This window comes from Duganella sp. GW821-FHT07F09 (genome assembly GCF_059418705.1).
Window position 1 is genome coordinate 79037 of the sequence record NZ_JBWKQJ010000016.1, and the last position, 24403, is coordinate 103439.

Consider the following 24403-nt stretch of genomic DNA (forward strand, 5'->3'; position numbering starts at 1 on the left):
GCCGCCGCGTTTGCGTTCCGCACCCGCCTCTCTTCCTCACTAGAAAAAAATTACTCTTCATGGCTTCTTCCAACGATAACGTCAGCATGGCGCTGTTCTGCGATTTTGAAAACGTGGCGCTCGGTGTGCGCGACGCCAATTACGACAAGTTCGACATCAAGCCGGTGCTGGAGCGGTTGCTGCTCAAGGGCAGCATCGTGGTCAAGAAGGCGTATTGCGACTGGGACCGCTACAAGGCGTTCAAGGCGCCTATGCACGAGGCCAACTTCGAGCTGATCGAGATCCCGCACGTGCGCCAGTCGGGCAAGAATTCGGCCGACATCCGCATGGTCGTCGACGCGCTCGACTTGTGCTACACCAAGTCGCATGTCGACACCTTCGTCATCATCTCGGGCGATTCCGATTTTTCGCCGCTGGTGTCGAAGCTGCGCGAGAACGCCAAGAAGGTGATCGGCGTCGGCGTCAAGCAGTCGACCTCCGACCTGCTCGTGGCCAACTGCGACGAATTCATTTTCTACGACGACCTGGTGCGCGAGAGCCGCCGCGCCAAGCGCGACGCCGGCGAAGCCAACAAGCCGGCCGTCAAGCGTTCGCCGGAAGAGGAGCGCGGCCGCCGCGAAGAGATGGACAAGCGCCGCAACCAGGCGGTGGAAATCGCCGTCAACACCTTCGAGGCGCTGGTGCTCGAGCGCGGCGACAGCGGCAAGATCTGGGCCTCGGTGCTCAAGGAGGCGATCAAGCGCCGCAAGCCGGACTTCAGCGAATCCTATTATGGCTTCCGCACCTTCGGCAACCTGATCGAGGAATGCAAGGCGCGCGGCTTGCTCGAATTCGGCCGCGATGAAAAATCCGGCGCCTATGTGTACCGCAGCAGCGGTTCGTCCAACGGCGCCCCGCAGGGCGCGGGCGAGACCCAGGCCTCCGACAATGCCGGCGCCGAGGCGCAGGAAGGCGGCAAGCAGGAATCGCGCCGCAGCCGCGGCCGCGGCCGCACCGCCGCCGAGCGCTTCGCCGAACGCCAGGCCGAGCGCCTGGCGCAACAGGCGCGCGCGGGACAGGATGACGACCGCAACGATGACGACGCGGACGCCGACGAAAGTGTGCCGGTGGTGGATGCCTATGCCGCGTGGCAGACCGAGCCGGAGCAAGCCGTCGACCAGTCCGACACGGCGCCGGAAGCGCAGCCGCCGGCCCAGCCGGAATCGGACCGCAATCGCGGCCGTGGACGCGGCAATCGCGGCGGCCGCAAGCAGGGTGAGCGCCAGGTTGGTCAAGGCGCCGTGGCGGCGGCCGAGGCGCCCGTCGTGACGGAGATGGCGGTGGATCTGCCGGTGCCGTCGCCGGTTGCTGAAACGTATGCTGAAGTGGTCCAGGACGCGGAAGCGGCCGCGCCGGCGCCGGCGAAAAAGAAAAGCGGCGCCAAGCCGCCGGCGCGCAAGGTCAAGGCCGCTGCCAAGCCGCAGGTCGAAGAGGGCAAGCCGGCCAAGGGTGGCAAGGGCGGCAAGGGGCGCGGCGCTGTCGCCGCCGAGCCGGTGGCGGTCGCGGTGGAATCGGCCGCGCCGGTGGTGGTCGAGGTGGCGGAAGCCGCGCCGGCCAAGCCGGCCAAGCCGCGCGCGCCGCGCAAGCCACGCGCTGCCAAGGCCGTCGCCGAATCGAACGAGTAAAGCCCGGCAAGGGGCGGCAGCGGATCGTATAATGACAACGTTACGATCTTATTAACCAGCGCGGCGGATGCCGCCCATAAAGGTAGCCGCCTCATGCCCATCCTTTCCGCCCTCACGCTGTATCCGATCAAATCCTGCGCCGGCGTGCCGTTGCAGGAAGCCACGCTGACCACGGCGGGGTTGATGACCGAGCAGATCTACGACCGCGAATGGATGGTCGTCGACGAGGACGGCGTGGGCATGACGCAGCGCGAGCATCCGCGCATGGCGCTCATCGCTCCCACGCTGAAAGCCAACACCTTGGAGCTGCGCGCGCCCGGCATGCTGCGCCTGGAAATCCCGCTCGGCCTGCCCGATCCCGACCTGGCGCCGACCCTGTCCACGCAAATCTGGGACCACACCATCCTGGCCTACGACTGCGACGACCTGACGGCCGAATGGTTCACCAAGGCTATCGGCGTGCCGTGCCGCCTGGCGCGCTTCCACGCCAACGCCACCCGCGCCGTCAGCGAGACCTGGACCAAGGGCGTGCCGGCCACCACCTTGTTCTCGGACGGCTATCCGATCCTGGTGGTGGGCCAGTCCTCGCTTGACGACCTCAACGATAAGCTGCGCGGCGCCGGGCGCGAGGCGATCCCGATGAACCGCTTCCGGCCCAACCTCGTCGTCGGCGGCATCGAGGCCTTCGAGGAGGATTACGCCGAGTCGTTCCAGATGGGCGACGCGCTGCTCAAACCGGTCAAACCGTGCCCGCGCTGCCCGATGCCGTCGATCGACCAGGCCACCGGCGTGTACGGCCCCAACCCCCTCGACCTCATGCAAGGCTACCGCGCCAAGCCCGAACTCGACGGCGCCGTCTGCTTCGGCATGAACAGCATCCTGATCACCGGCGACGGCCAAAGGGTGCGCGTCGGTCAGGAAATCGTCGTTACACTGGCGTTTTAATGCACTTGGGCGGCCTAGGGCATTCCCAAGCGGCACAACTTGGCGTAATGTTGCAATGACATGAAACCGGGTGAACAGTAAGGGCAACTATGACGCAAACCGCAACTGGCAAAGTAACGACGCCGACCGACCACGCAACGCGCGCGAACGATCTGGCGGCCGAAAACCAGGCTTTGCGGGCACGCATGGCATATCTGCTGGAACAGGCCGAACGCAACCACTCGATCATGACGCGCCACCAGGCGTTCGACCTGAACATCGTCGGCGCGGCCAATTTCCCCGAGCTGGTCGGCACCATCTTCCGCGTGCTGCCGGTGATCTCCGAGCTCGACAGTGTGACGCTGACCTTGGTCGACGAGGGCGCCGACATCCGCGAGGTCATGCTCAAGCTCGACGTGGTGTTCGCCGATTTCCCCGACCTGATCTTCGTCGAGGAGCTCGACGGCCTCGGTTTCGACCTGGGCCAGCGCGGCCCGGGCGCGCCGCCGCCCAAACCGCTGTTGGGCATGTACGACGCGCGGCGCCACGCGCTGCCGTTCCCGAACGCGCCGGCCGGGCTGCAAAGTGTGGCATTGGTGCCGCTGCTGCGTAACAAACGCGTCATCGGCAGCCTGAACCTGGGCAGCCGCGATCCGACCCGCTTCACGCCCAGCCTGGGCACCGACTTCATCGAGCACATGGCGTCGATCATCGCCATCTGCCTGGAAAACGTCATCAGTAACGAGATGCTCAAGTACATCGGCCTGACCGACTCGCTGACCGGCGTCTACAACCGCCGCTACATCGACCGCCGGCTGCTCGAGGAGATCGCCCGCGCGCGGCGCCAGTCGTACCCGATCTCGTTCATGTACATCGACATCGACCACTTCAAGCGCGTCAACGACACCGTCGGCCATGGCGGCGGCGACGAGGTGCTGCGCGAGGTGGCCACCCGCATCAAGAACGAGCTGCGCGCCTCGGACGCGCTGGCCCGCTTCGGCGGCGAGGAGTTCGTCGTGCTGCTGATCGACGCCAATCTGGAGAGCGCCGCCTTCGTGGCCGAGCGCATCCGCTCGAGCGTGGCCGGCACGATGATCGCGCTGTCGCCATCGCTGCAATTGTCGGTGACGGTGTCGATCGGCGTGGCCTGCCTCAATCCCGGCGACACCGAGGGCGACCCGGTCACCGTGGCGCGCACCTGGATCGCCCAGGCCGACACCTTGCTGTACGTGGCCAAGGAGGCGGGGCGCAACCGCGTGGTCAGCATGCCGCCGGCGCCCCCGGACTGCCTTCCGAAATGATAGTTGTGGCAAGATTGCTATTTCCTTAAAGTTTACTTGCAGAAATCTCCTGGCGTCACTAGTATCAGGTTGCCAATGACTATTGGTATCCCATTGCTGGTGATGCAGACACTCATAACAGGAGATGAACATGACGATCCGCCACGCAGGCGCCGGGGCCAAGCCCGCGCCGTTGTACAGATTGCTGCAACGTTTGGTCCTGGCCGCCGCGTTCGGCGCTGTCGTGCCGTTGACGACGGCGTCGGCCCAGGTGGTGGACCAGGGCACGACGGCCACCGCCTGGGGCCCGGCGACGGTGCGGGGACCGGCCGTCACGCCCGGCACATGGCGCGCCGGCGGACCCAACCCCGAACAATCCAACTTCAGGCTGGTCAAGGAATCGGCCCATTTCGCCTTCTACTCGGATGAAACGCTGTCCGACGCCGACCTCAACCTGGCCGCCGACACGCTGGAAAACGTCGTCTGGCAGAACCTGTTCAACGCCAACCTGTTCATGCCGGAGCCGTTCTTCAACCGGGCCGACAAGATCAAGCCGGCGATCCACATCCATTCCGGCTGGGGCCTGACCGGCGGCGCCTGGGTGGACAGCCAGCGCGCGCTGCACATGGGCATGTGGATCGCGCCGGCGGCGCTCAGGGACCGCTGGGGCCTGACCCACGAGTTCACGCACGGCTGGCAGTCGTGGAGCAACTACAACGGTGGCCTGGCCTGCAACCAGTCCAACACCTGCGGCTGGATCTTCGAGAGCCATGCCAATTTCACGCCGCACCAGCTGCCCGAGTACCAGAACGACGTGCATTGCTCCGAGATGCTGCCGAACGCGCCGCACCTGTACCTCGGCTCGTCCCGCGACCGCTATTGCAACTGGCAATTCATGGAGTACCTGAAGGACAAGCACGGTGCGGAGGCGGTCACGCAGATCTGGACCACCCCGGGGGCGGACCCGTTCACCAACATCCAGGCCTCGCGCGGCTGGAGCGTCTCGCAACTGAACGACTTCATCGGCGACTGGGCCACGCACAACGTGGTGTGGGATTACAAGGCGACGCCGGCCGCCTTCCGCAACAGCTACGGCAACATCACCTCGGCCGACAAGGCCGAGCGCAAGCGCAGGCTGATGCCGCTGGAGGCGCTGGACAACAATTGGGCGGCCAACCGCCGCTTCGCTTCGCCGTTCCACGGCGCGCCGCAGCGCTTCGGCTACAACGTCGTGCGGCTGTACCCGGTCAACGGCGCGACGACGGTGACGGTCAAATTCCGTGGCGTCAACCAGTCGGGCTCGGACGCCGACTTCCGCTGGGCGCTGGTGGCGACCAACACGCAGTTCACGTCGGCGCGCCGCAGCGCGTTGCAAAAGGGCCTGAACGCCGACCTGACGTTCGCCGTCAATCCGGGCGAGCCCCTGTTCATGGTGGTGGCGGCCACGCCCTCGGCCTTCAAGACCATCGTCTGGGACCAGGACTACAACACGATCTGGCGCTATCCGTACATGATCGAGCTGGCCAACGCCTGGCCCCAGGGCTTCCAGAACGGCCAGCGCGACGCCTGCCCGGCGGGCACCGCGCGCCACGCCAACGGCGCCGGCTGCGCGCCGTCCGGCACGCCTTCCACGGTCTACGTCGGCCCCTACGCCACCATCCTGCCTGGCGGCCGGGCCAGCGGCACCGCGCGCATCGAGGACCAGGCCATCATCGCCAACGGCTCGGTCACCGGCGGCACGGTGGGCGGCTTGAGCGTGGTCGGCGTGACCGGCGGTAACTGGGGCAACAACAGCTTCAACGTGTCGGGCTCGGCCCAGGTGCGCACCAGCTTCTATCCGCTGGGCTTCTTCGAGCCGAACCAGGGCGCTTCGGGCACCTTGAACCTGTACGGCGACGTCGAGTACCGTGGCGCCGGCCTGAACCTGGGCGCGGGCAACCGCTCCGGCTTCGTGGACGCCGGCTCGACCGTGGGTTCGGCCACCGACATCAACCCCAGGACCACGTTGATCTGGCGCCCCTGAATCGCGGCGCGGGCGAATACTACTGTTGCCACATGGAAATAAATGATATGCTTGTTGTCAATTCTCTTACAACAGGCATGTCATGAAAAAATCCCCCCTGTCATTTTTCCTCGGCGCCGCGCTGTGCTGCGCGCTGCCGTGGGCGTCCGACGCCGCCGCCCAGGCGGTGAACGTGCCGTTTCCGCCGGACAGCGCGTCCATCGTCTACAAATCGGACGGCGCCGGCATGATCGTCCAGTTCGCCACCAGCACCGAGTCCGAATCGTGCAAGGGGCTGGAGCCGATCGGCAAGGTGTTCGCGGCTGATTTGCTGCGCCAGAAGTTGTTGGGATTCGTCTACAAGACGGTGGAACGCAGCAACCGCCTGCTGGGCGCCTATCCGCAGATCGAGACGGTGGTCAAGGCGGAGAAACCGTTGCAGATCCGGGGCTACTCGAGCTGGAGCGATTCGACCGCCGGCTTCCGCAGCAACGGCTCGTGCGGGCCGCTGACCGCCCAGTTCACACCGCAGCCGCTGCACAAGTATCTGGTGATGTTCAATTTCGCCAACGGCACCTGCACCCAGGACGTCTACGACGTGACCGAGCCGGATCAAAAGGCGGCGGTGGAAACCACCGCCATCGCCAGCTGCGAAAAGCCGTGACGGCGGGCCGCTCCCGCGCCCGCGTCCTTGGGCGCTAGCGCAGCAACCGGTTTTCCGCGCGCGCGACGGCGTCCGCCCCGCCGCGCACCACCACCACGTCGCCCGCCTCGAGCACCGTGTCCGGCCCCGCGTCGAGCTGCGCCTTGCCGCGCCGGATGGTGGTCACCTCGGCGCCCGAGCCGGTGACGTCGATGTCGCCCAGCTGGCGGCCGACGGCGGTGGCGCCGCCGTCCAGGGTGACCGAGTGCAGCCGCTCCAGGTCGGCGTCCTCGCCGGCGTCGCTGACGCCGCGGAAGTAGCCGCGCAGCGACGCGTAGCGCTCCTCGCGCGCAGCCTGCACCCGGTGCACCACGCGCCGCAGCGGCACGCCCAGCATCACCAGCGCGTGCGAGGCCAGCATCAGGCTGCCCTCCATCAGTTCCGGCACCACCTCGGCCGCGCCGGCCGCCTTGAGCCGGTCCAGGTCGGTGTCGTCGTGCGATCGGACGATCACCGGCAAGGTCGGCGCCAGCTCGTGCACCAGGTGCAGCACCTTGAGCGCCGACGGCGTGCTGGCGTAGGTGATCACCACCGCGCTGGCGCGGTAGATGCCGGCCGCGATCAGGCTCTCGCGCCGCGCCGCGTCGCCGTATGACACTTGCCGTCCGGCCGCCTGCGCCTCCTGCACCCGCTCGGGGTCGAGGTCGAGCGCGTGGTATTCGATGTTTTCCTCGCTCAGCAGGGTCGCCAGGCTCTGGCCGCTGCGGCCGAAGCCGGCGACGATCACGTGCTTGCTGGTCGACATGGTGCGGCTGGCGATCTTGGTCAGCGCCAGCGATTGCATCATCCACTCGTTGCTCGACACCTTCATGACGATCTGGTCCGACTTGGCGATGATGAACGGCGCCACCAGCATCGACAGCACCATCGACGCCAGCACCACCTGGATGATGAACGAATCCATCAGATTGCTGCCGCCGGCCAGGTTGAGCAGCACGAAGCCGAACTCGCCGGCCTGCGCCAGCGCCAGGCCGGTGCGGATCGACACGCCGTCCGACGAGCCGAACAGCTTGGCCAGGCCGGCGATCAGCGCGAACTTGAGCAGCACCGGGCCGCCCAGCAACACCAGCACCAGCCACCAGTTCTCCAGCACCAGGCGCACGTTCAACAACATGCCGATGGTGATGAAGAACAGCCCCAGCAGCACGTCGCGGAAGGGCTTGATGTCCTCCTCCACCTGGTGCCGGTATTCGGTTTCGGAGATGAGCATGCCGGCCACGAAGGCGCCCAGCGCGAGCGACAGTCCGGCGCGCTCGGTGATCCAGGCCGCGCCCAGCGTGATCAAGAGCAGGTTGAGCATGAACAGCTCTTGCGAGCGGCGCTTGACGACGATGGTGAACCAGCCGCGCATCAGGCGGTGGCCGACGAACAGCAGCAGCGCCAGCACGATGACCGCCTTGACGCCGGCCCAGGCCAGGGTCTCGACCAGCGCGTCGGGGCGCTGGCCCAGCGACGGGATCAGGATCAGCAGCGGCACCACGGCCAGATCCTGGAACAGCAGGATGCCGATGATCTTACGGCCGTGTTCGCTTTCGAGCTCGAGGCGTTCGGTCAGCATCTTGACCACGATGGCGGTCGACGACATGGCCAGCGCGCCGCCCAGCGCGAACGAGGCCTGCCAGCTGATCTGGATGGACGGGGGCAGCTGGGTGGCGATGGCCCAGCCGAACAGCATGGTGGCGGCGATGGTGAACACCACCTGCGCCATGCCGAGCCCGAAGACGATGCCGCGCATGGCCATCAGTTTGGGCAGCGAGAATTCGAGGCCGATGGAGAACATCAGGAACACCACGCCGAACTCGGCCAGTCCGTGGGTGGCCTCGCTTTGTTCGGCCAGGCCCAGCGCGTGGGGACCGATCAGGATGCCGACGGCCAGGTAGCCGAGCATCGGCGGCAGGTGCATCATGCGGAACGCCACCACGCCCAACACGGCGCTGCCGAGCAGTATCAGGGTTAATTCCAGGGGTGAAAACGTCATTTCAACATAGCCAGTAGAATAATATTTAGTTGTTTGTCGCCGGGGCCGGGCGTTATGTTTTGACTGGCAAGTTTTTTGCTTTCTCAATTCGGCTATACTTGGGTATGAGTGTAACCCATGAAAAAACAATGCTGAAAGCTTTCGACGCAAAAATGGCCGGGAACGCCTTGCGGCTGGCCCGCGAAACGTTGCAAAACGAGGCAGACGCCATCGCCGCCCTCAACGCCCGCCTGGGCGACGACGACAGCGTGGTGCGCGCCATTGAACTGTTGCTAAATTGCAAGGGCAGGGTGGTGGTGTCGGGCATCGGCAAGTCCGGCCACATCGGCCGCAAGATCGCCGCGACCCTGGCCTCGACCGGCACGCCGGCGCTGTTCGTGCACCCGGCCGAGGCGGCCCACGGCGACCTCGGCATGGTCACCGCCGACGACGCCTTCATCGCCATTTCGTATTCCGGCGAGAGTGCCGAACTGATGACCATCTTGCCGGTGGTCAAGCGCATGGGCAGCAAGGTCATCGCGATGACCGGCAAGCCCGGCTCGAGCCTGGCGGAGATCGCCGACGTCCACCTGAACGTGGCCGTGGCCAAGGAAGCCTGCCCGATGAACCTGGCGCCGACGACGTCGACCACGGTCACCCTGGCGCTGGGCGACGCGCTGGCCGTCGCGCTGCTGGACCTGCGCGGCTTCCGCGAAGAAGACTTCGCGCGCTCCCACCCGGGCGGCGCGCTGGGCCGCCGCCTGTTGACGCACGTGCGCGACGTCATGCGCAGCGGCGACGATGTACCGAAAGTCGGCGCCGACGTGAAACTGACGGACGCGCTGCTGGAGATCACGCAAAAAGGCATGGGCATGACCGCCATCGTCGACGCCGACGGCAAGCCGGTCGGCGTGTTCACCGACGGCGACCTGCGCCGCATGATCGAGAAGGTCCAGGACTTCACCAAGGTGGTGATCCGCGACGTGATGCACCCGAATCCGCGCAGCATCTCGCCGGAAAAACTGGCGGTCGACGCCGTGGCCGTGATGGAGCAGTACCGCATCAACCAGATGCTGGTGACCGACGCCGACGGCAAGCTGGTCGGCGCGCTGCACATCCACGACCTGACCCGCGCCAAAGTGATCTGAGGTGATTCGATGAGTGAAACGACCTATCTGGAACGCGCCGCGCGCGTCAAACTGATGATCTTCGACGTCGACGGCGTGCTCACCGACGGCAGCCTGCATTACGGCGCCGACGGCGAGGCGCTCAAGACCTTCAACGTGTATGACGGCCTGGGCATCAAGCTATTGCAGGAGTCCGGCGTGCAGACGGCCATCATCAGCGCGCGCGTGTCGCCGCAGGTGGTCAAGCGCGCCGCCGACCTGGGCATCGGCTTCCTGCACCAGGGCGGCCACGACAAGCTGACGCCGTTCAACGCGCTGCTGGAAAAGACCGGCCTGACGGCCGAACAGGTCGGCTTCATCGGCGACGACATCGTCGACCTGCCGATTTTGACGCGGGTCGGCTTCGCGGTGGCGGTGCCTGGCGGGCGCAAGGAAGTGCTCGAGCGCGCCCACCACGTGACGGTGGCGCAGGGCGGACGCGGCGCGGTGCGCGAAGTGTGCGAGCTGCTGTTGCACGCGCAGGGCACGTACGAGCGCGTGCTGGCGCAGTTCATGGTGTGACGGAGCGGAATCATGCGTAAAAGAACAGCACATCGCTGGCAGCTCACGCTGACCATGATCATCGGCGTGTTTGTCGCCGTCGGCAGTTTTTGGCTGGTGCAGGTGGTCAACCAGTCCGGCCAGGAGCAGCAGGCGGACCAGTTCCTCAACGAGCCGGACTACATCATCGACCGCTTCAGCCTGGTGCGCATGACCAAGGAGGGCCGGCCGGCCTATATCGTTTCCGGCGACAAGCTGACCCACCGGCCGATCGACGACTCGTCCGATATCGACAAGCCGTTCCTCAACAGCCTGTCGGGCCAGCAGCCGCCGATGACGATCCACGCCGACACCGCGCGGGTCGACCAGAACAACACGCGTGTCACGCTCAACGGCAACGTCGACGTGGTGCGGCCGGCCTCGCCGAAGGCCGAGGCGATGCACCTGCAGACCAGCACCCTGACGGTGTTCCCGGACGAGGAACGGATGGAAACCAAGGCGCCGGTGCAGATGAAGCTGGGTAACATGACCTCCAGCGGCACCGGCATGAAAACCAATAACGCGACGCGCCAGTTGCAGCTGGGCGGACGCGGAACGATCACGATGCCGCCGAAGGCGCCGCGCTAATACAAGAGACACAGATATGAAGGATACGATGATGAAAAAACTGATACTGTCGGCCGCGCTGCTGCTGGCCGCCATGGGCGCGGCCCACGCCGAAAAAGCCGACTCCAACAAGCCGACCGAGATTTCCTTCGACAACCTCGACGCCGACGACGTCAAGCAGATCAAGACCTTCACCGGCAACGTCGTGCTGACCCGCGGCACTTTGCTGATGAAGTCGCCGAAGGCGGTCGTCACCGAAGACCCGGAAGGCTACTCCTTCGTGGTGTTGACGGCCGGCGGTGGTACCCAGGCGACGTTCCGCCAAAAGCTCGACGGCGCCGGCGACCAGTGGGTCGAGGGCCGCGCCGACCGCATCGAGTACGACAGCAAGACCGAGCTGGTCAAGCTGTTCTCGAAGGCGCAGATCAAGAAGCTGGAAGGCAGCAAAACCGCCAGCCAGGTCGACGGCGAGTTCATCTCGTATGACAGCCGGCGCGAATTCTTCGCCGTGAAGAACACCCCGACCGGCGAAAGCAAGCCGGGCGCCGGCCGCAGCACGATGGTGATCCAGCCGTCGGTCAAGCAGGCGCCCGCGCCCGCACCGGCGACCAACCCAGCGGCGGGGAAATAAGCATGGAGCCAACATGCGGTAGCACCCTGATCGTGCGCGGCCTGCAAAAGACCTACGGCAAGCGCCAGGTCGTGCATGACGTGTCGCTGCAGGTCGAATGCGGCGAAGTGGTCGGCCTTCTCGGCCCCAACGGCGCCGGCAAGACCACCTCGTTCTACATGATCGTCGGCCTGGTGCCGTCGGACGCCGGCACCATCGACATCAGCGGCGTCGACATCTCCTCGCTGCCGATCCACCGCCGCGCCTCGCTCGGCCTGTCCTACCTGCCACAGGAGGCTTCGGTGTTCCGCAAGCTGACCGTGGAAGAGAATATCCGCGCCGTCCTCGAAATCCAGAAAGTGGACGGCAAGCCTTTATCCAAGGCTGCCATTGATGAACGGCTCAATACCCTGCTGGCCGATCTGCAAATCGAAAAGCTGCGCGAAAACCAGGCGCTGTCGCTGTCCGGCGGCGAACGCCGCCGCGTGGAGATCGCCCGCGCGCTGGCCACCAACCCGCGCTTCGTGCTGCTCGACGAACCTTTCGCCGGGGTCGACCCGATTGCCGTCATTGAGATCCAGCGCATCGTGCGCTTCCTCAAGGAACGCAATATCGGCGTCCTCATTACCGATCACAATGTGCGCGAGACGCTGGGCATCTGCGACCGCGCATATATCATCAACCAGGGCTCGGTGCTGGCTTCGGGCCGGCCGGACGACATCATCGCCGACGAGTCGGTGCGCCGCGTGTACCTGGGTGAACACTTCAGAATGTAATCGCGCCCCATGAAACAGTCATTGCAACTGCGCACGTCGCAGCACCTCGCGCTGACACCCCAGCTGCAGCAGTCGATCCGTCTGCTGCAGCTGTCCACGCTGGAGCTGCACCAGGAGCTCGAGCAACTGCTCACCGATAACCCTTTGCTCGAGCGCCTGGACGACCCGCTCGACCGTTCGCTGCGGCTGCTGTCCGACGGCGCCATCAGCCAGCAGGCGCCGTCCGGCGAGGCCCCGTCCGAAGGCCCGCCGAACCAGCAGGACGCGCCGGCGCCCGCCGACGCCGACAACTACGACGGCCCGGCCGCCGATACCGAAAGCACCAGCAGCGAGGCCGATGTCGACTGGAGCGACGCCGGCCGCAGCAAGGCTCCCGACGACGAGGACGCGCGTCCGCAACTGGAGGCCAACCACTGCACCCTGCGCGAGCACCTGATGGAGCAGATGCGCGTGACGGTGCTGGAGATGCGCGACCGCGCGCTGGTCGAGCTGATCATCGACGCGCTCGACGAGAACGGCTACCTGGAGGAGCCGCTGGAGGAGATCCACGCGCGCCTGCCGGAGGAACTGGAAGTCGACATCGACGAACTGCGCACCGCCTTGTCGATGCTGCAAAGCTTCGACCCGATGGGCGTGGGCGCGCGCAACGCCTCCGAATGCCTGGCGCTGCAGATCAAGCGCCTGCCCGGCATCGCGCTGGTGACGCGGCGCATGGCGCTGACCATCGTCGAAAACCATTTGACGTGGTTCGCCCAGCGCGACTTCAACAAGCTGAAAAAAGCGCTGGTGTGCGACGACGAGGACCTGCGCGAGGCGCAGGCCGTCATCCGTCTGTGCAATCCGCATCCGGGGTCGGCGTTCGCCTCGGACGTGTCGGACTACGTGGTGCCGGACGTGATCGTCAAGAAGTCGCGCAGCGGCTGGCAGGTCAGCCTCAACAACGACGTCATGCCGCGCCTGCGGGTCAACGCCATGTACGCCAACCTGCTCAAGCAGGGCAAAGGCGAGGGCCAGATGGGCGCCCAGCTGCAGGAGGCCAAGTGGCTGATCAAGAATATGCGCCAGCGCTTCGACACCATCCTGCGCGTGGCGCAAGCGATAGTAGAAAGACAAAAGAACTTTTTCTCGCACGGCGCCGTTGCCATGCGGCCCCTTGTGCTTCGCGAAATTGCTGATACACTGGGTTTACACGAGAGCACTATTTCTCGGGTGACGACTCAAAAGTACATGCTGACGCCGCACGGCATGTTTGAGTTGAAATATTTCTTTGGTAGCCATGTCGCCACCGAAGCGGGCGGTGAAGCAAGTTCGACGGCGATACGGGCACTCATCGTGCAATTGACAGGAGCTGAAGACCCTAAAAATCCTTTATCCGACAGTAAGATTGCGGACATGCTGGGGGAACAAGGCATGGTGATTGCGCGACGCACTGTTGCCAAATATCGCGAAGCGTTGAAAATCCCTCCCGTCAGTCTCCGCAAGTCTTTGTAGTTACTTGGTCACTGTGCGCCCGGCCGCAATGGGCGCGGCACTGACCGTAAGCGACATTTATCTTTAGGAGCGTGTATGAATCTGACCATCAGTGGACATCATCTCGAAGTGACCGCGGCCATCCGCGAATACGTACAGAACAAACTGGAACGTGTCACTCGTCACTTCGATCAAGTTATTGATATTGCTGTCATTCTGACTGTAGATAACCTTAAAGAGAAATCCAAACGCCAGAAGGCTGAAATCAATCTGCGTCTGTCGGGTAAAACCGTGTACGTGGAAAGCCTGTCGCAAGACCTGTACGCCGCGATCGACACCCTGGTCGACAAGCTTGACCGGCAGGTCATGAAATACAAATCCAAAGTTCAGCAGCACGGCCACGATGCGATCAAGCATCTCCCGGATAGCTACGAACCCGCTGCCGCCGCCCTATAACAACGGCCTCCGGCACCATCCAACAAAGGGCGCAAGGGCGCCCTTTTTTGTGTCCGCTTGTTGTGTCCGCTTTTGTCCCCTTTCGATTCGATGAAAATAATTTATCCCGTTTAGGTGGCGGTAGAATGGGGTTTTTCATCACGGGTTGCGACATCATGAGCGAATTGGTCCACACCAGCATCGTCAACGGCACCGGCTTCATCACGCTGGACCGGCCCAAGGCGTTGAACTCGCTGTCGCTGAAGATGCTGCGCGCGATCACGGCGGCGCTGCTGGCGTGGCGCGACGACTCCGCCGTCGCCGCCGTCGTCATCCGCTCCAGCAGCGAGAAGGCCTTCTGCGCCGGCGGCGATATCCGTTTCTTCTACGAGGCCGGGCGCGCCACGCCGCAGGCCGGCAGCGCGTTGCTCGAGGATTTCTTCACCGAGGAGTATGCGCTCAACCACCTGGTGCACGGCTATCCGAAGCCGTACGTCGCGCTGATGGACGGCGTGGTCATGGGCGGCGGCATGGGCATCGCGCAGAGCGGACCGGACAGCCGGGTGCGCATCGTCACCGGGCGCACGAAGATGGCGATGCCGGAGGTGAACATCGGCCTGTTCCCGGATGTGGGCGGCAGCTATTTCCTGTCGCGCGCGCCGGGCGGGCTGGGGCGCTATCTGGGCGTGACCGGCGTGACGATAGGCGCGGCCGACGCGCTGTATGCCGGCCTGGCCGATCACTATGTGCCGGTGGACGCGCTGGAGCCGCTGTACGCGATACTGGAATCGACCCCGGGCGCGGAACTGGTCGAGGCGATCGCGGCCTTCGCGGAGCCGTTCAAGGGCGCCGCCGGGGCGGGCAGGCTGGAGGCGCGGCGCGGCGATATCGACCGCCACTTCGGCGCCGGATCGGTGCCGGCCATCGTCGCCTCGCTGGAGGCGGACGGCGGCGAGTTCGCGCGCGCCACGGTGGCGATGATGGCGACCCGTTCGCCGTTGATGATGTGCGTCACGCACGAGTTGATCGAGCGCGGCGCGGGGCTGGACATGGCCGCTTGCCTGCGCATGGAGCGCGCGCTGGTGCGGCGCGCGTTCGAGAATGGCGGGGTGATCGAGGGCGTGCGCGCGCTGGTCATCGACAAGGATGGCGCGCCGGCATGGCAGCCGCCGTCGCTGGAGCGGGTGAGCGGGGAGATGGTGCGCGGCTTGTTCGAGCCGGTGTGGCCGGATTATGCGCACCCGCTGCGCCATCTGGCCTAGCGCCCCGCCGGTGTCCCCACCGCGCGCCGCGCGTCGCCGGCCATGTCGGCGCGGGCCGCCATGGAAGCGCGGCCGCCGAAATCACCTGGCATGGCTGACGATCGCGGCGGGAATGTCGTCCAAGGACAAAACACGATCGACCACGCCCAGTTTTACCGCCTCCTTGGGCATCCCGTAGACCACGCAACTGGCCTCGTCCTGGGCCAGCGTTGTTGCGCCCGCATCATGCATTTCCTTGAGGCCGCGGGCGCCGTCGTCGCCCATGCCGGTCATGATGATGCCCATCGCGTTGGCGCCGGCATACTTTGCGGCGGAGCGAAACAGCACGTCCACCGAAGGGCGGTGGCGGCTGACCAGCGGCCCATCGACGATTTCCACCAGATACTGCGCTCCGCTACGTTTGAGCAGCATGTGATGCCCCCCGGGTGCAATCAATGCCCGGCCTGGAACCACCCTGTCGCCACTCCTGGCTTCCAGCACCTCGATTTGACACAGGCCGTCGAGACGCTTGGCAAAGGCTTCGGTGAAGTGTTCCGGCATGTGCTGCACGATAACGATGCCCGGGCAAACCCGCGGCAGCGCGGTCAGCACGAACTCCAGTGCCTGGGTGCCGCCGGTGGACGTGCCAATGGCCACCACGGTTTCGGTGGTCTGGACGAGTGCGTGGCTGCCGGCTGCCAGGATCGCGTCGGCGGAGAGCTTGGGCGCGGGCTTGGGCGCCAGGACCCGTCGGGAGACACCGGCCATGTTGGCGCGCGCCGCAGCCTTGACGACACTCGACAAATCCTCCGAACTGTCCACCAAAAATTGCTTCAGCCCCAACTTGGGCTTGGCAACCACGCTTATCGCGCCGGCGGCGAGGGCCTTCATGGTGGTCGCCGCCCCCTTTTCGGTCAACGTGGAGCAGATCACCACGGGGATGGGGCGCTCCAGCATGAGTTTTTTGAGGAAGCTGATGCCGTCCATGCGCGGCATTTCCACGTCCAGCACAATCACGTCCGGCCAGTTGCGGGACATATGTTCCATAGCAAAAATTGGATCGATGGCGGCGCCGACGACCTCTATGCCGGGGTCCGCGGACAGCACGGCGGACAACACTTGGCGCACCGTGGCCGAGTCGTCGACAATCATTACTTTGATACGGCTCATGCCCAGGGGATACCTCTCAGCCATAGGGTTTGCGGTAAATGGAAGGCTTGACAGACTTGACCGCATCGGTAATGCCGTTCAAGTTTTCCGAATGACTCACGATGAACCACCCTCCCGGGCGCAGCCGCGCGAGCAGGCGCTGCGCCACCTGGCGTTTGGTTTCCGGGGTGAAGTAAATCATCACGTTGCGCAAAAAAATGACGTCGAACTCGCCGAGCGCCGGCAGCGGCGCATTGAGGTTGACCTGGAGAAATTGCACACGCGCCCGTAGAACCGGATCGATAAGGAAAGTGCCTTCATTGCGCCCCACGCCACGCCAACAATACTTCCGCAGCAACGCCCTGGGAATGCCTTGCTCGTCGGCGACGGGGTACAGGCCGGTCCGGGCCTTTTCCAGCATGCGCATGCTGATGTCGGACGCTACCAGCGCCCAGGGTTGGCCACCCAGTTTCTCGGCCATCGTCATGGCTATCGTATAGGGCTCCTCGCCACTGGAGCAGGCGCCGCTCCAAATTCGCACCGTGCCATGGCCGCGCAGTTCGGGGAGGATGACGTCACTCAAAAATTCAAAGTGCTTGGGTTCGCGAAAAAAATAGGTCTCGTTGGTGGTCAACAAATCCACCGCCACCTGCATCTCCTCCGGGTCCGTCCGCAGGCCATGGAAGTAGTCGCCATAACTGGCCTCGCCCCGTTCGCGTACCCGTTTGGCCAGGCGGCCGGCGACCAGCGGGCGTTTGGCATCCGCCATATGAATCCCCGCCACCTGGAAAATCATGTCGCGGAACAGTCCGAATTCATGCGCGGTCAATGTCGTGGTATTAACGTTGTTCATATGGTTTAGCGATACCCGCCGTGCTCTTCGCGCACCCCGCCAGCCAGATCGGCCATCTCCCCGACCGAGAGCACCTTGTCGACATTGAGGATGATCACAAAGTGTTCATTGATCTTGCCCATGCCAGCGACGAAGTCGGCACGGATGGCGGCACCGAACGACGGTGGCGGCTCGATCCGGGCCGCCGGGATTTCCAGCACCTCGTTGACCGCATCGACCATGATGCCCACGTCTTGTCTCTCGCCGTCCTCGGCCACCTCGATGATCACGATGCTGGTGCGCCGCGTGATCGCGGTGGGGGGCTTGCCGAAGCGCGCGCCGAGGTCGATCACCGGCACCACCGCGCCGCGCAGGTTGATCACGCCGCGGATGAACGCCGGCAAGCGGGGCACGGTGGTGAGGTGGCCATACTCGATAATCTCCTTGATGCCGGGTATGCCCACGGCAAAGGTTTCACTCGACAGCATGAAAGTCAGGTATTGCTGGTGGTGATCGGCCACGGTGGTGCCCGGGACAGTCGGCGGCGTGCCCGCGGCGGCGGGGCTTGTGCCGATTGTGGCGACAGCGCTCACAGTCCGCCTCCTTAGTAGCGGACAAAGTCGGCCGGAGCCAAGTCCGCGGCCCTGCCCTGGCGAAGCAGCGCTCCCGGCGCGGTGGCTCTGCGCGCCGCCGCCGGGCGCACGGTGGCGGCGCCGGTCGCGCCCACGTCGGCCACGGTAAAGAATTGCATCAACCGCTGCAACTGTTCGGCCTGGCCGCCCATTTCCTCCGACGTCGCGGCCAACTCTTCGGAGGCGCTGGCGTTCTGCTGCGTGGCCCGGTTCACTTGCTCCATGGCGCCGTTGATCTGGCCTATGCCCGCTGCCTGCTCGGAACTCGAGGCGGCGATCTCCTGCACCAGGTCCGAGGTCTTCTTGATGGTGGGCACCATGCTGTCGAGTAATTGCCCGGCGCGCTCGGCCTGTTTGACCGAGTTGATGGCCAGGTTGCCGATCTCTTGCGCGGCCACTTGGCTGCGCTCGGCCAGCTTGCGCACTTCGGCGGCCACCACGGCAAAGCCCTTGCCGTGCTCACCGGCACGGGCGGCTTCAATGGCGGCGTTCAAGGCCAATAGATTGGTCTGGTAGGCGATATCGTCGATGATGCCGATCTTTTGCGCGATCGACTGCATGGCCGCGACCGTGGTTTTGACGGCGGTGCCGCCTTCGTTGGCTTCGTCGGCGGCCTTGGCGGCCATGTCGTCGGTGACCTTGGCGTTTTCGGTGTTCTGGCCGATGGTGGCCGACATCTGTTCCACCGATGCCGAGGTCTCTTCGACCGCGGCGGCCTGCTCGGAGGCCCCCTGCGACAGGCTTTGCGCGGTGGCCGAGACTTCCTCTGAGGCCGAGGACAAGGCTTCGGCGGCGTTGCGCACCTCGCCGATGACTTGCCCGAGTTTGGCCACGGTGTTGTTCAAGGCTTGCTTGACCTGGTCGAAGGAGCCCTGGTAGTCGCGGGTGACGACTTTGGTCAGGTCGCCATTTTCCAGCGCTTGCGCCACCTCGATGGTGTCCTTGAACGCCGTGTCGACCGTGCGGGTGAGCTCGTTGAGCAGCTCGGCGAGGGTCTTGGGGAAACCTATTTTGCCAGCCACGTCGATCGTGACGCTGAAGTCGCCCTGGTTGGCGGCGGCGGTGATTTCCTGAATTTCCCGCACCACGCGGCGCAGATTGGCGCGCAGTTGCTCGATGGTGTCGTTGATGAACTTCTTTTTGCCCGGGAACTGCTCCAGCGGGGCATCGAGGTCGCCTTCGCCGAACGCCTGGATGCAGGCCATGGCCTGTTTCTTGACCGTGATGTGGCCCAGGACCATGGTGTTGACGCCAGCGGCCACGGCCTTGAAGGCGCCCTGGAACTTGGATTCGTCCATCTTCACGTCGATGTCGCCTTTGTCGTGTTCGGCGGACATGTGGTTCATATTCTCGATCAAGCCTTTGACATTGCCGCGCAACAGCTCGATGGTGTCGTTGATGAACTTCTTCTTGCCGGGGAAAGCAGGCAGGGGCGCATCCATATCGCCTTCGCTGAAGCCTTGGACGCAGGCCATGGCCTGTTTCTTGACCGCGATGTGGCCCAGGACCATGCTGTTGACGCCGGCGGCCATGGTCTGGAAGGAGCCTTGGAACTTGGACTCGTCCATCTTGACGTCGATGTCACCTTTGTCGTGTTCGCCAGACATGTGGTTCATGTCGTCGATAAGCCCCTGGATCGTCGCCATCATGCGGTGCATGGCGGCCATCAGGCTGGTGGTGTCTCCGGCCTTGAGCGTGATCCGGGAGAGGTCGCCGGAGGCGATGCGGTTGGCGACCTCGGCGGCCTCGTCGGGTTCGCCGCCCAATTGCCGCATCAGGTTGCGGGTGATGAAGAAACCCAATCCGGTAACGGCCAGCAGGGTGAGCGCGGCCACCACGGGCGCCGTGCGGGTTGCCGACGCTTTGATGGCCGCGCCTTCCTCGGAGGCTTTCCGACCGAGCTCGGCGTTGTATTGCCGTTGGGCCGTAATCGCTTCGTTGGCTTTTTGCGCCGCCGGAAGCATTTTCGTCATGATCTGGTCCAGCAGTTGCGCGTCTTTGTGCGCGGCGGACAGCTCGATGCCCTTGGCTTGCTCGCTCTTGAAGTCGGCCAGGCGGAGCTTGACTTCGGCGAACAGCGCTTTTTCCTTGTCGTCCGAAATGCAACCGCTGCCCATGTGGCAATCGGTGTCGTATTTTTTTACGGCGGCATCGATCGCCAGCCAGGACGCCGTGATGCGTTGGGCAAGGCTGTTCTTGGCGGCGTCATCGGAGCTCAAGGCGTGTATGAACCCGAGCGGACGCACATTGCTGAACTCGCCATGAATCTCGTCCAGCACCTGCAGGCTGGGCACGGTGTTGATATTGCCGTAATTGGAGGACTCGTACACCCTGTTTATCTGGTAGTGCCCGATGCCTGTCAGCATGATGATACCCAGCAGGGCGGAGAGCACCAGCAACACCATTTTTATTTTCATCGTCATCATAAGCTCGCTTTTTTATAGATTTTTTCAACGGGGGGGGCTTGCTGTTTAAAATGCGGGAATACAGTCGCGACGAGGACTGACGGCCGTTTTCATTCCGGACATCAGGCCGCGATGGCCACGACGCCACATTGTTCGTCTTCGCGCATCACCTCGCCAATCAGGCTGGGCACGTCCAGAATCAGCGCCACTTCGCCGCTGCCCAGAATGGTGAAGCCGCCCAGGCCACGGGTATGGCAAAAGACCTTGCCCAGCGGTTTGATGACGGTCTGGAATTCCCCCATCAATTGGTCCACCACCAGCCCGGCGCGCCGGCCCCCATACTGGAGGACCACCACGTTTTCGCGGCGCACCGGTTCGGCATCGACGCGAAAGAGCTTGCGCAGGCGCACAAAGGGCAGCACCTCGCCCCGCAGGTTCAGGTAGTTGCGGCCATGGGTGGCGGCCGCCTGCTCAGGGGTGAGCTCGATGCATTCGACCACCATGTCCAACGGCACGACATACACCGATTCGCCCACGCCAATCAGAAAGCCGTCGATGATGGCCAGCGTCAGCGGCAAACGGATATGCACGGTGGTGCCAAGGCCTTCGACACTGGACAGGTCCACGGTACCGCGCAGCGCGGTGATGTTGCGCTTGACGACATCCATGCCGACGCCGCGGCCCGACAGGTTGCTCACTTGCGCGGCGGTGGAAAAGCCCGGCTCGAAGATCAGGTTGTAGATGTCGCGCTCCGCGAGGTTGGCGCCTTCCTCGACCAGGCCGCGCTCCACCGCCTTGGCCAAAATGCGTTCCTTCTTCAAGCCGCCACCGTCGTCGCCCACTTCAATGACGATGCCGCCCGCATCGTGGTAGGCGTTGAGCCGGAGCGTGCCGTGCGCGGGCTTGCCGTTGGCGACGCGCACCTCGGCCGGTTCGATGCCATGGTCCATGGCGTTGCGCACCAGGTGGGTGAGCGGGTCGCCGATTTTTTCGACCACGGTTTTGTCCAGCTCGGTTTCAGCGCCGCCGATGTCGAGGCGAATGTCCTTGCCCAGTTCGGCCGAGACATCACGCACCACGCGCTGGAAGCGGTTGAAGGTGCCGCCAATTTGCACCATGCGCAGGGTCAGCGCGGAGTCGCGAACCTGCTCGACAAGGCGGGTCACCGTGGTGGTGGACTCGACCAGCTCCGGCGCGCCCGTGTTGCGCGCGGCGAGGGTGGCGCCGGCACTGGCAATGATGAGCTCCCCCACCAGGTTGATGAGTTCATCAAGCTTGGCCGCGTCCACTCGGATCAGACTGGCTTCGGCGCTCTGCGTGTCGCGGACGGTCTTCTGCTTTTTCAGCGCGGCTTCCACCACCACGGGGCGCACCATGTGCTGCTCCACCAACATTTCTCCGATGGGGTGGGCGGTGGTGGGGTGATGGTGGATCTGCTGCCGCAAGGCGGCATCGAGCTCGGCTTGGGTCAGGGTTCCGCAACGCACCAACATGTCGCCCAGGCGCATCTCCTGGCCGGGCATGTCTTCAATCAGACGCAGAAATTCGCCGACTTTGCTGTGCGGCGGCAAGATGCGGATGCGGCTGTCCTCGCGCACAAAATCAAACGCTCCCTCAATGGCGGCCTTGTCCGCATCGGTGCGATAGGCGATTTCAAAGCCCAGGTAGCAAGTCTCGGCGTTCAAGCCGGGCAGCGTCGGGACCGCCTCGGTGAGCGTGACGATGTGGACGATTTCACCGAACGTGGCGAGGTAGCGGATGATTGCCAGCGGGTCCATGCCGTTGCGTAACAAATCCGGACCAAAGCGCAAGGACAGGTGCCAGTGGTCCGTATCCACGCCATCGCGCCCTTCAATGGCCATCACGGCCGGCTCGGGCGCCGTGGTCATGGCGCCGGTCGGGGCGGACGCCAGGTAGACCTGCAGCCGCGCCATCAAGCCTTCGCTGGTCTGGTGGATGGCGGCATCCGGTTCGGTGCGGGCGGCGAGCAGCGCAACCATGGTGTGGAGGTGGTCGCAGACGTCGAGGAACAGGGCCGCGAGTTCGGCGGCGATGGCGAATTCGCCCCCGCGCACGCGGTCCAGCACGCTTTCGGCGACGTGGGTGAAGGAGACGATGTGGTCCAACCCGAACAGTCCGGCCGAACCTTTGATGGTGTGGGCGGCACGGAAGATGGCGTTGATGGTGTCGGGGTCGTCACCGTCCTGCTCGATGCGCAGCAGTGCCGCTTCCATCTGTTCCAGCAGCTCGCCGGCTTCAATGATGAAGGTCTGGAGCGCGTCGTCGAGTGTCATGCGCGCTCCCCGGTGTCGGTTTTGCGCGTGGCGGAGAAGACCACGACCGGATCGCCGAAGTAGCCCACCAGGTCGCACAGGTCCAGCATTCCCAGTACCGGGCCGCTGTGGTTGATGAAGCGCAAGTGCTTGCCGATCGATGTTGCGTACTGCTTGGCAGCAACCATCAATTGCAGCCCGGCCGCATCGATCTCGCTGACGCCGCACAGGTCCACGTCCATGTCCAGGCCGATGGCGATGGCCTCCAGCAGTTTGGACTGCTGTTCCATCGCGGTAAAAATGGTCAGTTCCCCGTCCAGGGCGAGATAGCCAGGGGAAGCAAAGTCGGTGGATTCCATGGGATGGGGTGCTCCGTGGCGGTCAAGGCAGGATCAATTTGGAGACCGCGCTGAGGACGGTCGCGGGCTGGAACGGCTTGACGATCCAGGCGCGGGCGCCGGCGGCCTGGCCGGCCGCCTTGCGGGCGTCGCCGGCCTCGGTGGTGAGCATGACGATGGGGGTGAACTTGTACGCCGGCAACCGCTTGGCGGCGGCGACGAAGGCGATGCCGTCCATGTTGGGCATGTTCACATCGCTGATGATCAAATGGTATTTGCGACCGTCGAGCTTGCGCAGCGCGTCGGCGCCGTCGCCTGCCTCGACGACGTCGTAGCCGGCGCCGCGCAGCGAAATGCACAGCACTTGCCGCAGCGATGCGGAGTCGTCGACGATCAATATGGTTTTTGACATGAAAAATCCTGGTGGGGTCAGAAAAAAGTGATTTCGTCGGCGTCCGCCGGCAGGGCCGGCTGCCGGCCCGGATGCGGGCCATGCTGTTCCGGCGCGGTGTAGCCGCGGGCCAGCTCGTCGAGCCAGCCTTGGGGATCGAGCGGCAGGGGCGAGCCGTCGGCCGCCAGGCGGGCCTCGAGCTTGCCCATGTCGGCCCGCACCTGGCCGAGGATCTGGCTGACGCGGTCCTGGAATTGCAGCGCGACGAGTACTTGCTCCAGTTCGCCGCCGACCGCCGCGCTTTCGTGGCGCATCCGCTGCGCGGTCGCGGCCAGGGTGGTGGTGGCGGTGTGGAAGTCGGCCACCACGCGTTCGATGATCGCGGTCGAGCTGGCCAGCCGCTGCTGGTCCTGCCGCGCATATTGTTGCGATGCTTGCAAGGTCTCGGTCATGGCGTGGTTGACGACGTCGATGGTGTCGCCGATCTTCTTGCCGGCGGCGCCCGAGAGCAGGGACAGCTGGCGCACCTCGCGCGCCACCACGGCGAAGCCGCGGCCGGCCTCGCCGGCCCTGGCCGCCTCGATGGCGGCGTTGAGCGCCACCAGGTTGGTCATCCTGGCGATGTCGGCGACGCTTTGCGCGGACTCGCGCAGCTCGCCGGTGAAGCGCGACAATGTGCCGACCTGGTCCAGCAGCGCGTCCTTGGTCGACAGCGCGGCGCGCAGCGCGTCGGTGATGGAATCGAGTTCGCCGCGGCAGCGGGCGAGCAAATCGAGCAGGACGCCGTCGTCGCCGCCGTGGCTGTTCGACACGGCGTTGGCGACCCGCTGGTTGATGTCGACGAAACGCTGCGCCAGCGCGGTGATGGCTTCCTCGGTCTGGTCGCGGGCCAGTGCGATCTGGGCCGACCAGACCGGCAGCACGCCGGTGCAGAGCTCGTCCAGGCCCGGCGCGCCGCCGGCCGGGCCGGCCCGCCGGGCGTCGCCGGTGGCGCGGCCGATGACGGCGAGCACGCCGGCGCCGGCGCCGGCGGCCGCCAGCACGAGGA

General features: G+C 64.9%; 22 protein-coding genes. 13 read left to right on the forward strand and 9 right to left on the reverse strand.

Annotation, left to right across the window (positions count from 1 at the left end; translation table 11 throughout):
- Nucleotides 1–59: 59 nt before the first annotated feature.
- The 5 genes from AC07P1_RS30420 (at nt 60) to AC07P1_RS30440 (ending at nt 6534) form a co-directional block, all read left to right on the forward strand.
- Nucleotides 60–1664, forward strand: coding sequence for an NYN domain-containing protein (locus tag AC07P1_RS30420; protein ID WP_494699337.1), 1605 nt, complete (start codon nt 60–62; stop codon nt 1662–1664).
- A 93-nt stretch (nt 1665–1757) separates the two neighbouring features.
- The gene (locus AC07P1_RS30425; RefSeq protein ID WP_494699338.1) at nt 1758–2609 is read left to right on the forward strand and encodes an MOSC domain-containing protein; all 852 of its coding nucleotides are present in this window, start codon (nt 1758–1760) and stop codon (nt 2607–2609) included.
- A gap of 89 nt (nt 2610–2698) precedes the next feature.
- On the forward strand, nt 2699–3889 hold the full coding sequence (locus tag AC07P1_RS30430) for a GGDEF domain-containing protein (protein WP_494699339.1): 1191 nt from the start codon (nt 2699–2701) through the stop codon (nt 3887–3889).
- Nucleotides 3890–4019: 130 nt separating this feature from the next.
- Nucleotides 4020–5891, forward strand: coding sequence for a DUF6055 domain-containing protein (locus AC07P1_RS30435; protein ID WP_494699340.1), 1872 nt, complete (start codon nt 4020–4022; stop codon nt 5889–5891).
- A gap of 82 nt (nt 5892–5973) precedes the next feature.
- Complete coding sequence (locus AC07P1_RS30440) at nt 5974–6534, forward strand: hypothetical protein (protein ID WP_494699341.1); 561 nt, start codon at nt 5974–5976, stop codon at nt 6532–6534.
- Between the two features lie 34 nt (nt 6535–6568).
- On the opposite strand, the gene AC07P1_RS30445 is transcribed toward AC07P1_RS30440, so the two are convergent.
- Nucleotides 6569–8551, reverse strand: coding sequence for a monovalent cation:proton antiporter family protein (locus AC07P1_RS30445; RefSeq protein WP_494699342.1), 1983 nt, complete (start codon nt 8549–8551; stop codon nt 6569–6571).
- A 128-nt stretch (nt 8552–8679) separates the two neighbouring features.
- Between AC07P1_RS30445 and AC07P1_RS30450 the strand changes: the two genes are divergently transcribed.
- From AC07P1_RS30450 to AC07P1_RS30485, 8 genes are all read left to right on the forward strand, one after another.
- Nucleotides 8680–9678, forward strand: a complete 999-nt coding sequence (locus AC07P1_RS30450; RefSeq protein ID WP_494699343.1) for a KpsF/GutQ family sugar-phosphate isomerase — start codon at nt 8680–8682, stop codon at nt 9676–9678.
- A 9-nt stretch (nt 9679–9687) separates the two neighbouring features.
- The gene (locus AC07P1_RS30455; RefSeq protein WP_494699344.1) at nt 9688–10218 is read left to right on the forward strand and encodes a KdsC family phosphatase; all 531 of its coding nucleotides are present in this window, start codon (nt 9688–9690) and stop codon (nt 10216–10218) included.
- Between the two features lie 12 nt (nt 10219–10230).
- Nucleotides 10231–10824, forward strand: coding sequence for an LPS export ABC transporter periplasmic protein LptC (gene lptC / locus AC07P1_RS30460; RefSeq protein WP_363510359.1), 594 nt, complete (start codon nt 10231–10233; stop codon nt 10822–10824).
- A gap of 31 nt (nt 10825–10855) precedes the next feature.
- Nucleotides 10856–11434, forward strand: a complete 579-nt coding sequence (gene lptA / locus AC07P1_RS30465; RefSeq protein ID WP_494699345.1) for a lipopolysaccharide transport periplasmic protein LptA — start codon at nt 10856–10858, stop codon at nt 11432–11434.
- A gap of 2 nt (nt 11435–11436) precedes the next feature.
- Complete coding sequence (gene lptB, locus AC07P1_RS30470; RefSeq protein ID WP_315219209.1) at nt 11437–12189, forward strand: LPS export ABC transporter ATP-binding protein; 753 nt, start codon at nt 11437–11439, stop codon at nt 12187–12189.
- 9 nt (nt 12190–12198) lie between these two features.
- Nucleotides 12199–13680: an RNA polymerase factor sigma-54 gene (locus AC07P1_RS30475; RefSeq protein ID WP_315219210.1), complete on the forward strand. Its 1482-nt coding sequence runs from the start codon at nt 12199–12201 to the stop codon at nt 13678–13680.
- Between the two features lie 75 nt (nt 13681–13755).
- Entirely contained in the window at nt 13756–14115 is a 360-nt protein-coding gene (gene hpf, locus AC07P1_RS30480) for a ribosome hibernation-promoting factor, HPF/YfiA family (protein WP_315219211.1), read from the forward strand.
- 155 nt (nt 14116–14270) lie between these two features.
- On the forward strand, nt 14271–15356 hold the full coding sequence (locus tag AC07P1_RS30485; protein WP_494699346.1) for an enoyl-CoA hydratase/isomerase family protein: 1086 nt from the start codon (nt 14271–14273) through the stop codon (nt 15354–15356).
- A gap of 81 nt (nt 15357–15437) precedes the next feature.
- On the opposite strand, the gene AC07P1_RS30490 is transcribed toward AC07P1_RS30485, so the two are convergent.
- The 8 genes from AC07P1_RS30490 to AC07P1_RS30525 form a co-directional block, all read right to left on the reverse strand.
- On the reverse strand, nt 15438–16505 hold the full coding sequence (locus AC07P1_RS30490; RefSeq protein WP_494699347.1) for a protein-glutamate methylesterase/protein-glutamine glutaminase: 1068 nt from the start codon (nt 16503–16505) through the stop codon (nt 15438–15440).
- Nucleotides 16506–16521: 16 nt separating this feature from the next.
- A complete protein-coding gene (locus AC07P1_RS30495) occupies nt 16522–17337 on the reverse strand; it encodes a CheR family methyltransferase (RefSeq protein ID WP_494699348.1) in 816 nt (271 codons plus the stop codon).
- 5 nt (nt 17338–17342) lie between these two features.
- Nucleotides 17343–17909 (reverse strand): chemotaxis protein CheW, encoded by a 567-nt coding sequence (locus AC07P1_RS30500; RefSeq protein WP_494699349.1) that lies wholly within the window; start codon nt 17907–17909, stop codon nt 17343–17345.
- An 11-nt stretch (nt 17910–17920) separates the two neighbouring features.
- Complete coding sequence (locus AC07P1_RS30505) at nt 17921–20371, reverse strand: methyl-accepting chemotaxis protein (RefSeq protein WP_494699350.1); 2451 nt, start codon at nt 20369–20371, stop codon at nt 17921–17923.
- Between the two features lie 104 nt (nt 20372–20475).
- Entirely contained in the window at nt 20476–22647 is a 2172-nt protein-coding gene (locus AC07P1_RS30510; RefSeq protein WP_494699351.1) for a chemotaxis protein CheA, read from the reverse strand.
- Nucleotides 22644–22985, reverse strand: coding sequence for an STAS domain-containing protein (locus AC07P1_RS30515; RefSeq protein WP_494699352.1), 342 nt, complete (start codon nt 22983–22985; stop codon nt 22644–22646). The genes AC07P1_RS30510 and AC07P1_RS30515 overlap by 4 nt, the downstream gene beginning before the upstream one ends.
- A 22-nt stretch (nt 22986–23007) precedes the next feature.
- Nucleotides 23008–23376, reverse strand: coding sequence for a response regulator (locus AC07P1_RS30520; RefSeq protein WP_494699353.1), 369 nt, complete (start codon nt 23374–23376; stop codon nt 23008–23010).
- 17 nt (nt 23377–23393) lie between these two features.
- Nucleotides 23394–24403: methyl-accepting chemotaxis protein (locus AC07P1_RS30525; RefSeq protein WP_494699354.1), on the reverse strand; the 1010-nt coding region annotated here is incomplete at its 5' end.

Bases quoted from the DNA above. Each gene is read 5' to 3' on its own strand.
- AC07P1_RS30420 (WP_494699337.1), top strand. From the start codon at position 60: ATGGCTTCTTCCAACGATAACGTCAGCATGGCGCTGTTCTGCGATTTT.
- AC07P1_RS30425 (WP_494699338.1), top strand. From the start codon at position 1,758: ATGCCCATCCTTTCCGCCCTCACGCTGTATCCGATCAAATCCTGCGCC.
- AC07P1_RS30430 (WP_494699339.1), top strand. From the start codon at position 2,699: ATGACGCAAACCGCAACTGGCAAAGTAACGACGCCGACCGACCACGCA.
- AC07P1_RS30435 (WP_494699340.1), top strand. From the start codon at position 4,020: ATGACGATCCGCCACGCAGGCGCCGGGGCCAAGCCCGCGCCGTTGTAC.
- AC07P1_RS30440 (WP_494699341.1), top strand. From the start codon at position 5,974: ATGAAAAAATCCCCCCTGTCATTTTTCCTCGGCGCCGCGCTGTGCTGC.
- AC07P1_RS30445 (WP_494699342.1), bottom strand. From the start codon at position 8,551: ATGACGTTTTCACCCCTGGAATTAACCCTGATACTGCTCGGCAGCGCC.
- AC07P1_RS30450 (WP_494699343.1), top strand. From the start codon at position 8,680: ATGCTGAAAGCTTTCGACGCAAAAATGGCCGGGAACGCCTTGCGGCTG.
- AC07P1_RS30455 (WP_494699344.1), top strand. From the start codon at position 9,688: ATGAGTGAAACGACCTATCTGGAACGCGCCGCGCGCGTCAAACTGATG.
- lptC (WP_363510359.1), top strand. From the start codon at position 10,231: ATGCGTAAAAGAACAGCACATCGCTGGCAGCTCACGCTGACCATGATC.
- lptA (WP_494699345.1), top strand. From the start codon at position 10,856: ATGAAAAAACTGATACTGTCGGCCGCGCTGCTGCTGGCCGCCATGGGC.
- lptB (WP_315219209.1), top strand. From the start codon at position 11,437: ATGGAGCCAACATGCGGTAGCACCCTGATCGTGCGCGGCCTGCAAAAG.
- AC07P1_RS30475 (WP_315219210.1), top strand. From the start codon at position 12,199: ATGAAACAGTCATTGCAACTGCGCACGTCGCAGCACCTCGCGCTGACA.
- hpf (WP_315219211.1), top strand. From the start codon at position 13,756: ATGAATCTGACCATCAGTGGACATCATCTCGAAGTGACCGCGGCCATC.
- AC07P1_RS30485 (WP_494699346.1), top strand. From the start codon at position 14,271: ATGAGCGAATTGGTCCACACCAGCATCGTCAACGGCACCGGCTTCATC.
- AC07P1_RS30490 (WP_494699347.1), bottom strand. From the start codon at position 16,505: ATGAGCCGTATCAAAGTAATGATTGTCGACGACTCGGCCACGGTGCGC.
- AC07P1_RS30495 (WP_494699348.1), bottom strand. From the start codon at position 17,337: ATGAACAACGTTAATACCACGACATTGACCGCGCATGAATTCGGACTG.
- AC07P1_RS30505 (WP_494699350.1), bottom strand. From the start codon at position 20,371: ATGACGATGAAAATAAAAATGGTGTTGCTGGTGCTCTCCGCCCTGCTG.
- AC07P1_RS30510 (WP_494699351.1), bottom strand. From the start codon at position 22,647: ATGACACTCGACGACGCGCTCCAGACCTTCATCATTGAAGCCGGCGAG.
- AC07P1_RS30515 (WP_494699352.1), bottom strand. From the start codon at position 22,985: ATGGAATCCACCGACTTTGCTTCCCCTGGCTATCTCGCCCTGGACGGG.
- AC07P1_RS30520 (WP_494699353.1), bottom strand. From the start codon at position 23,376: ATGTCAAAAACCATATTGATCGTCGACGACTCCGCATCGCTGCGGCAA.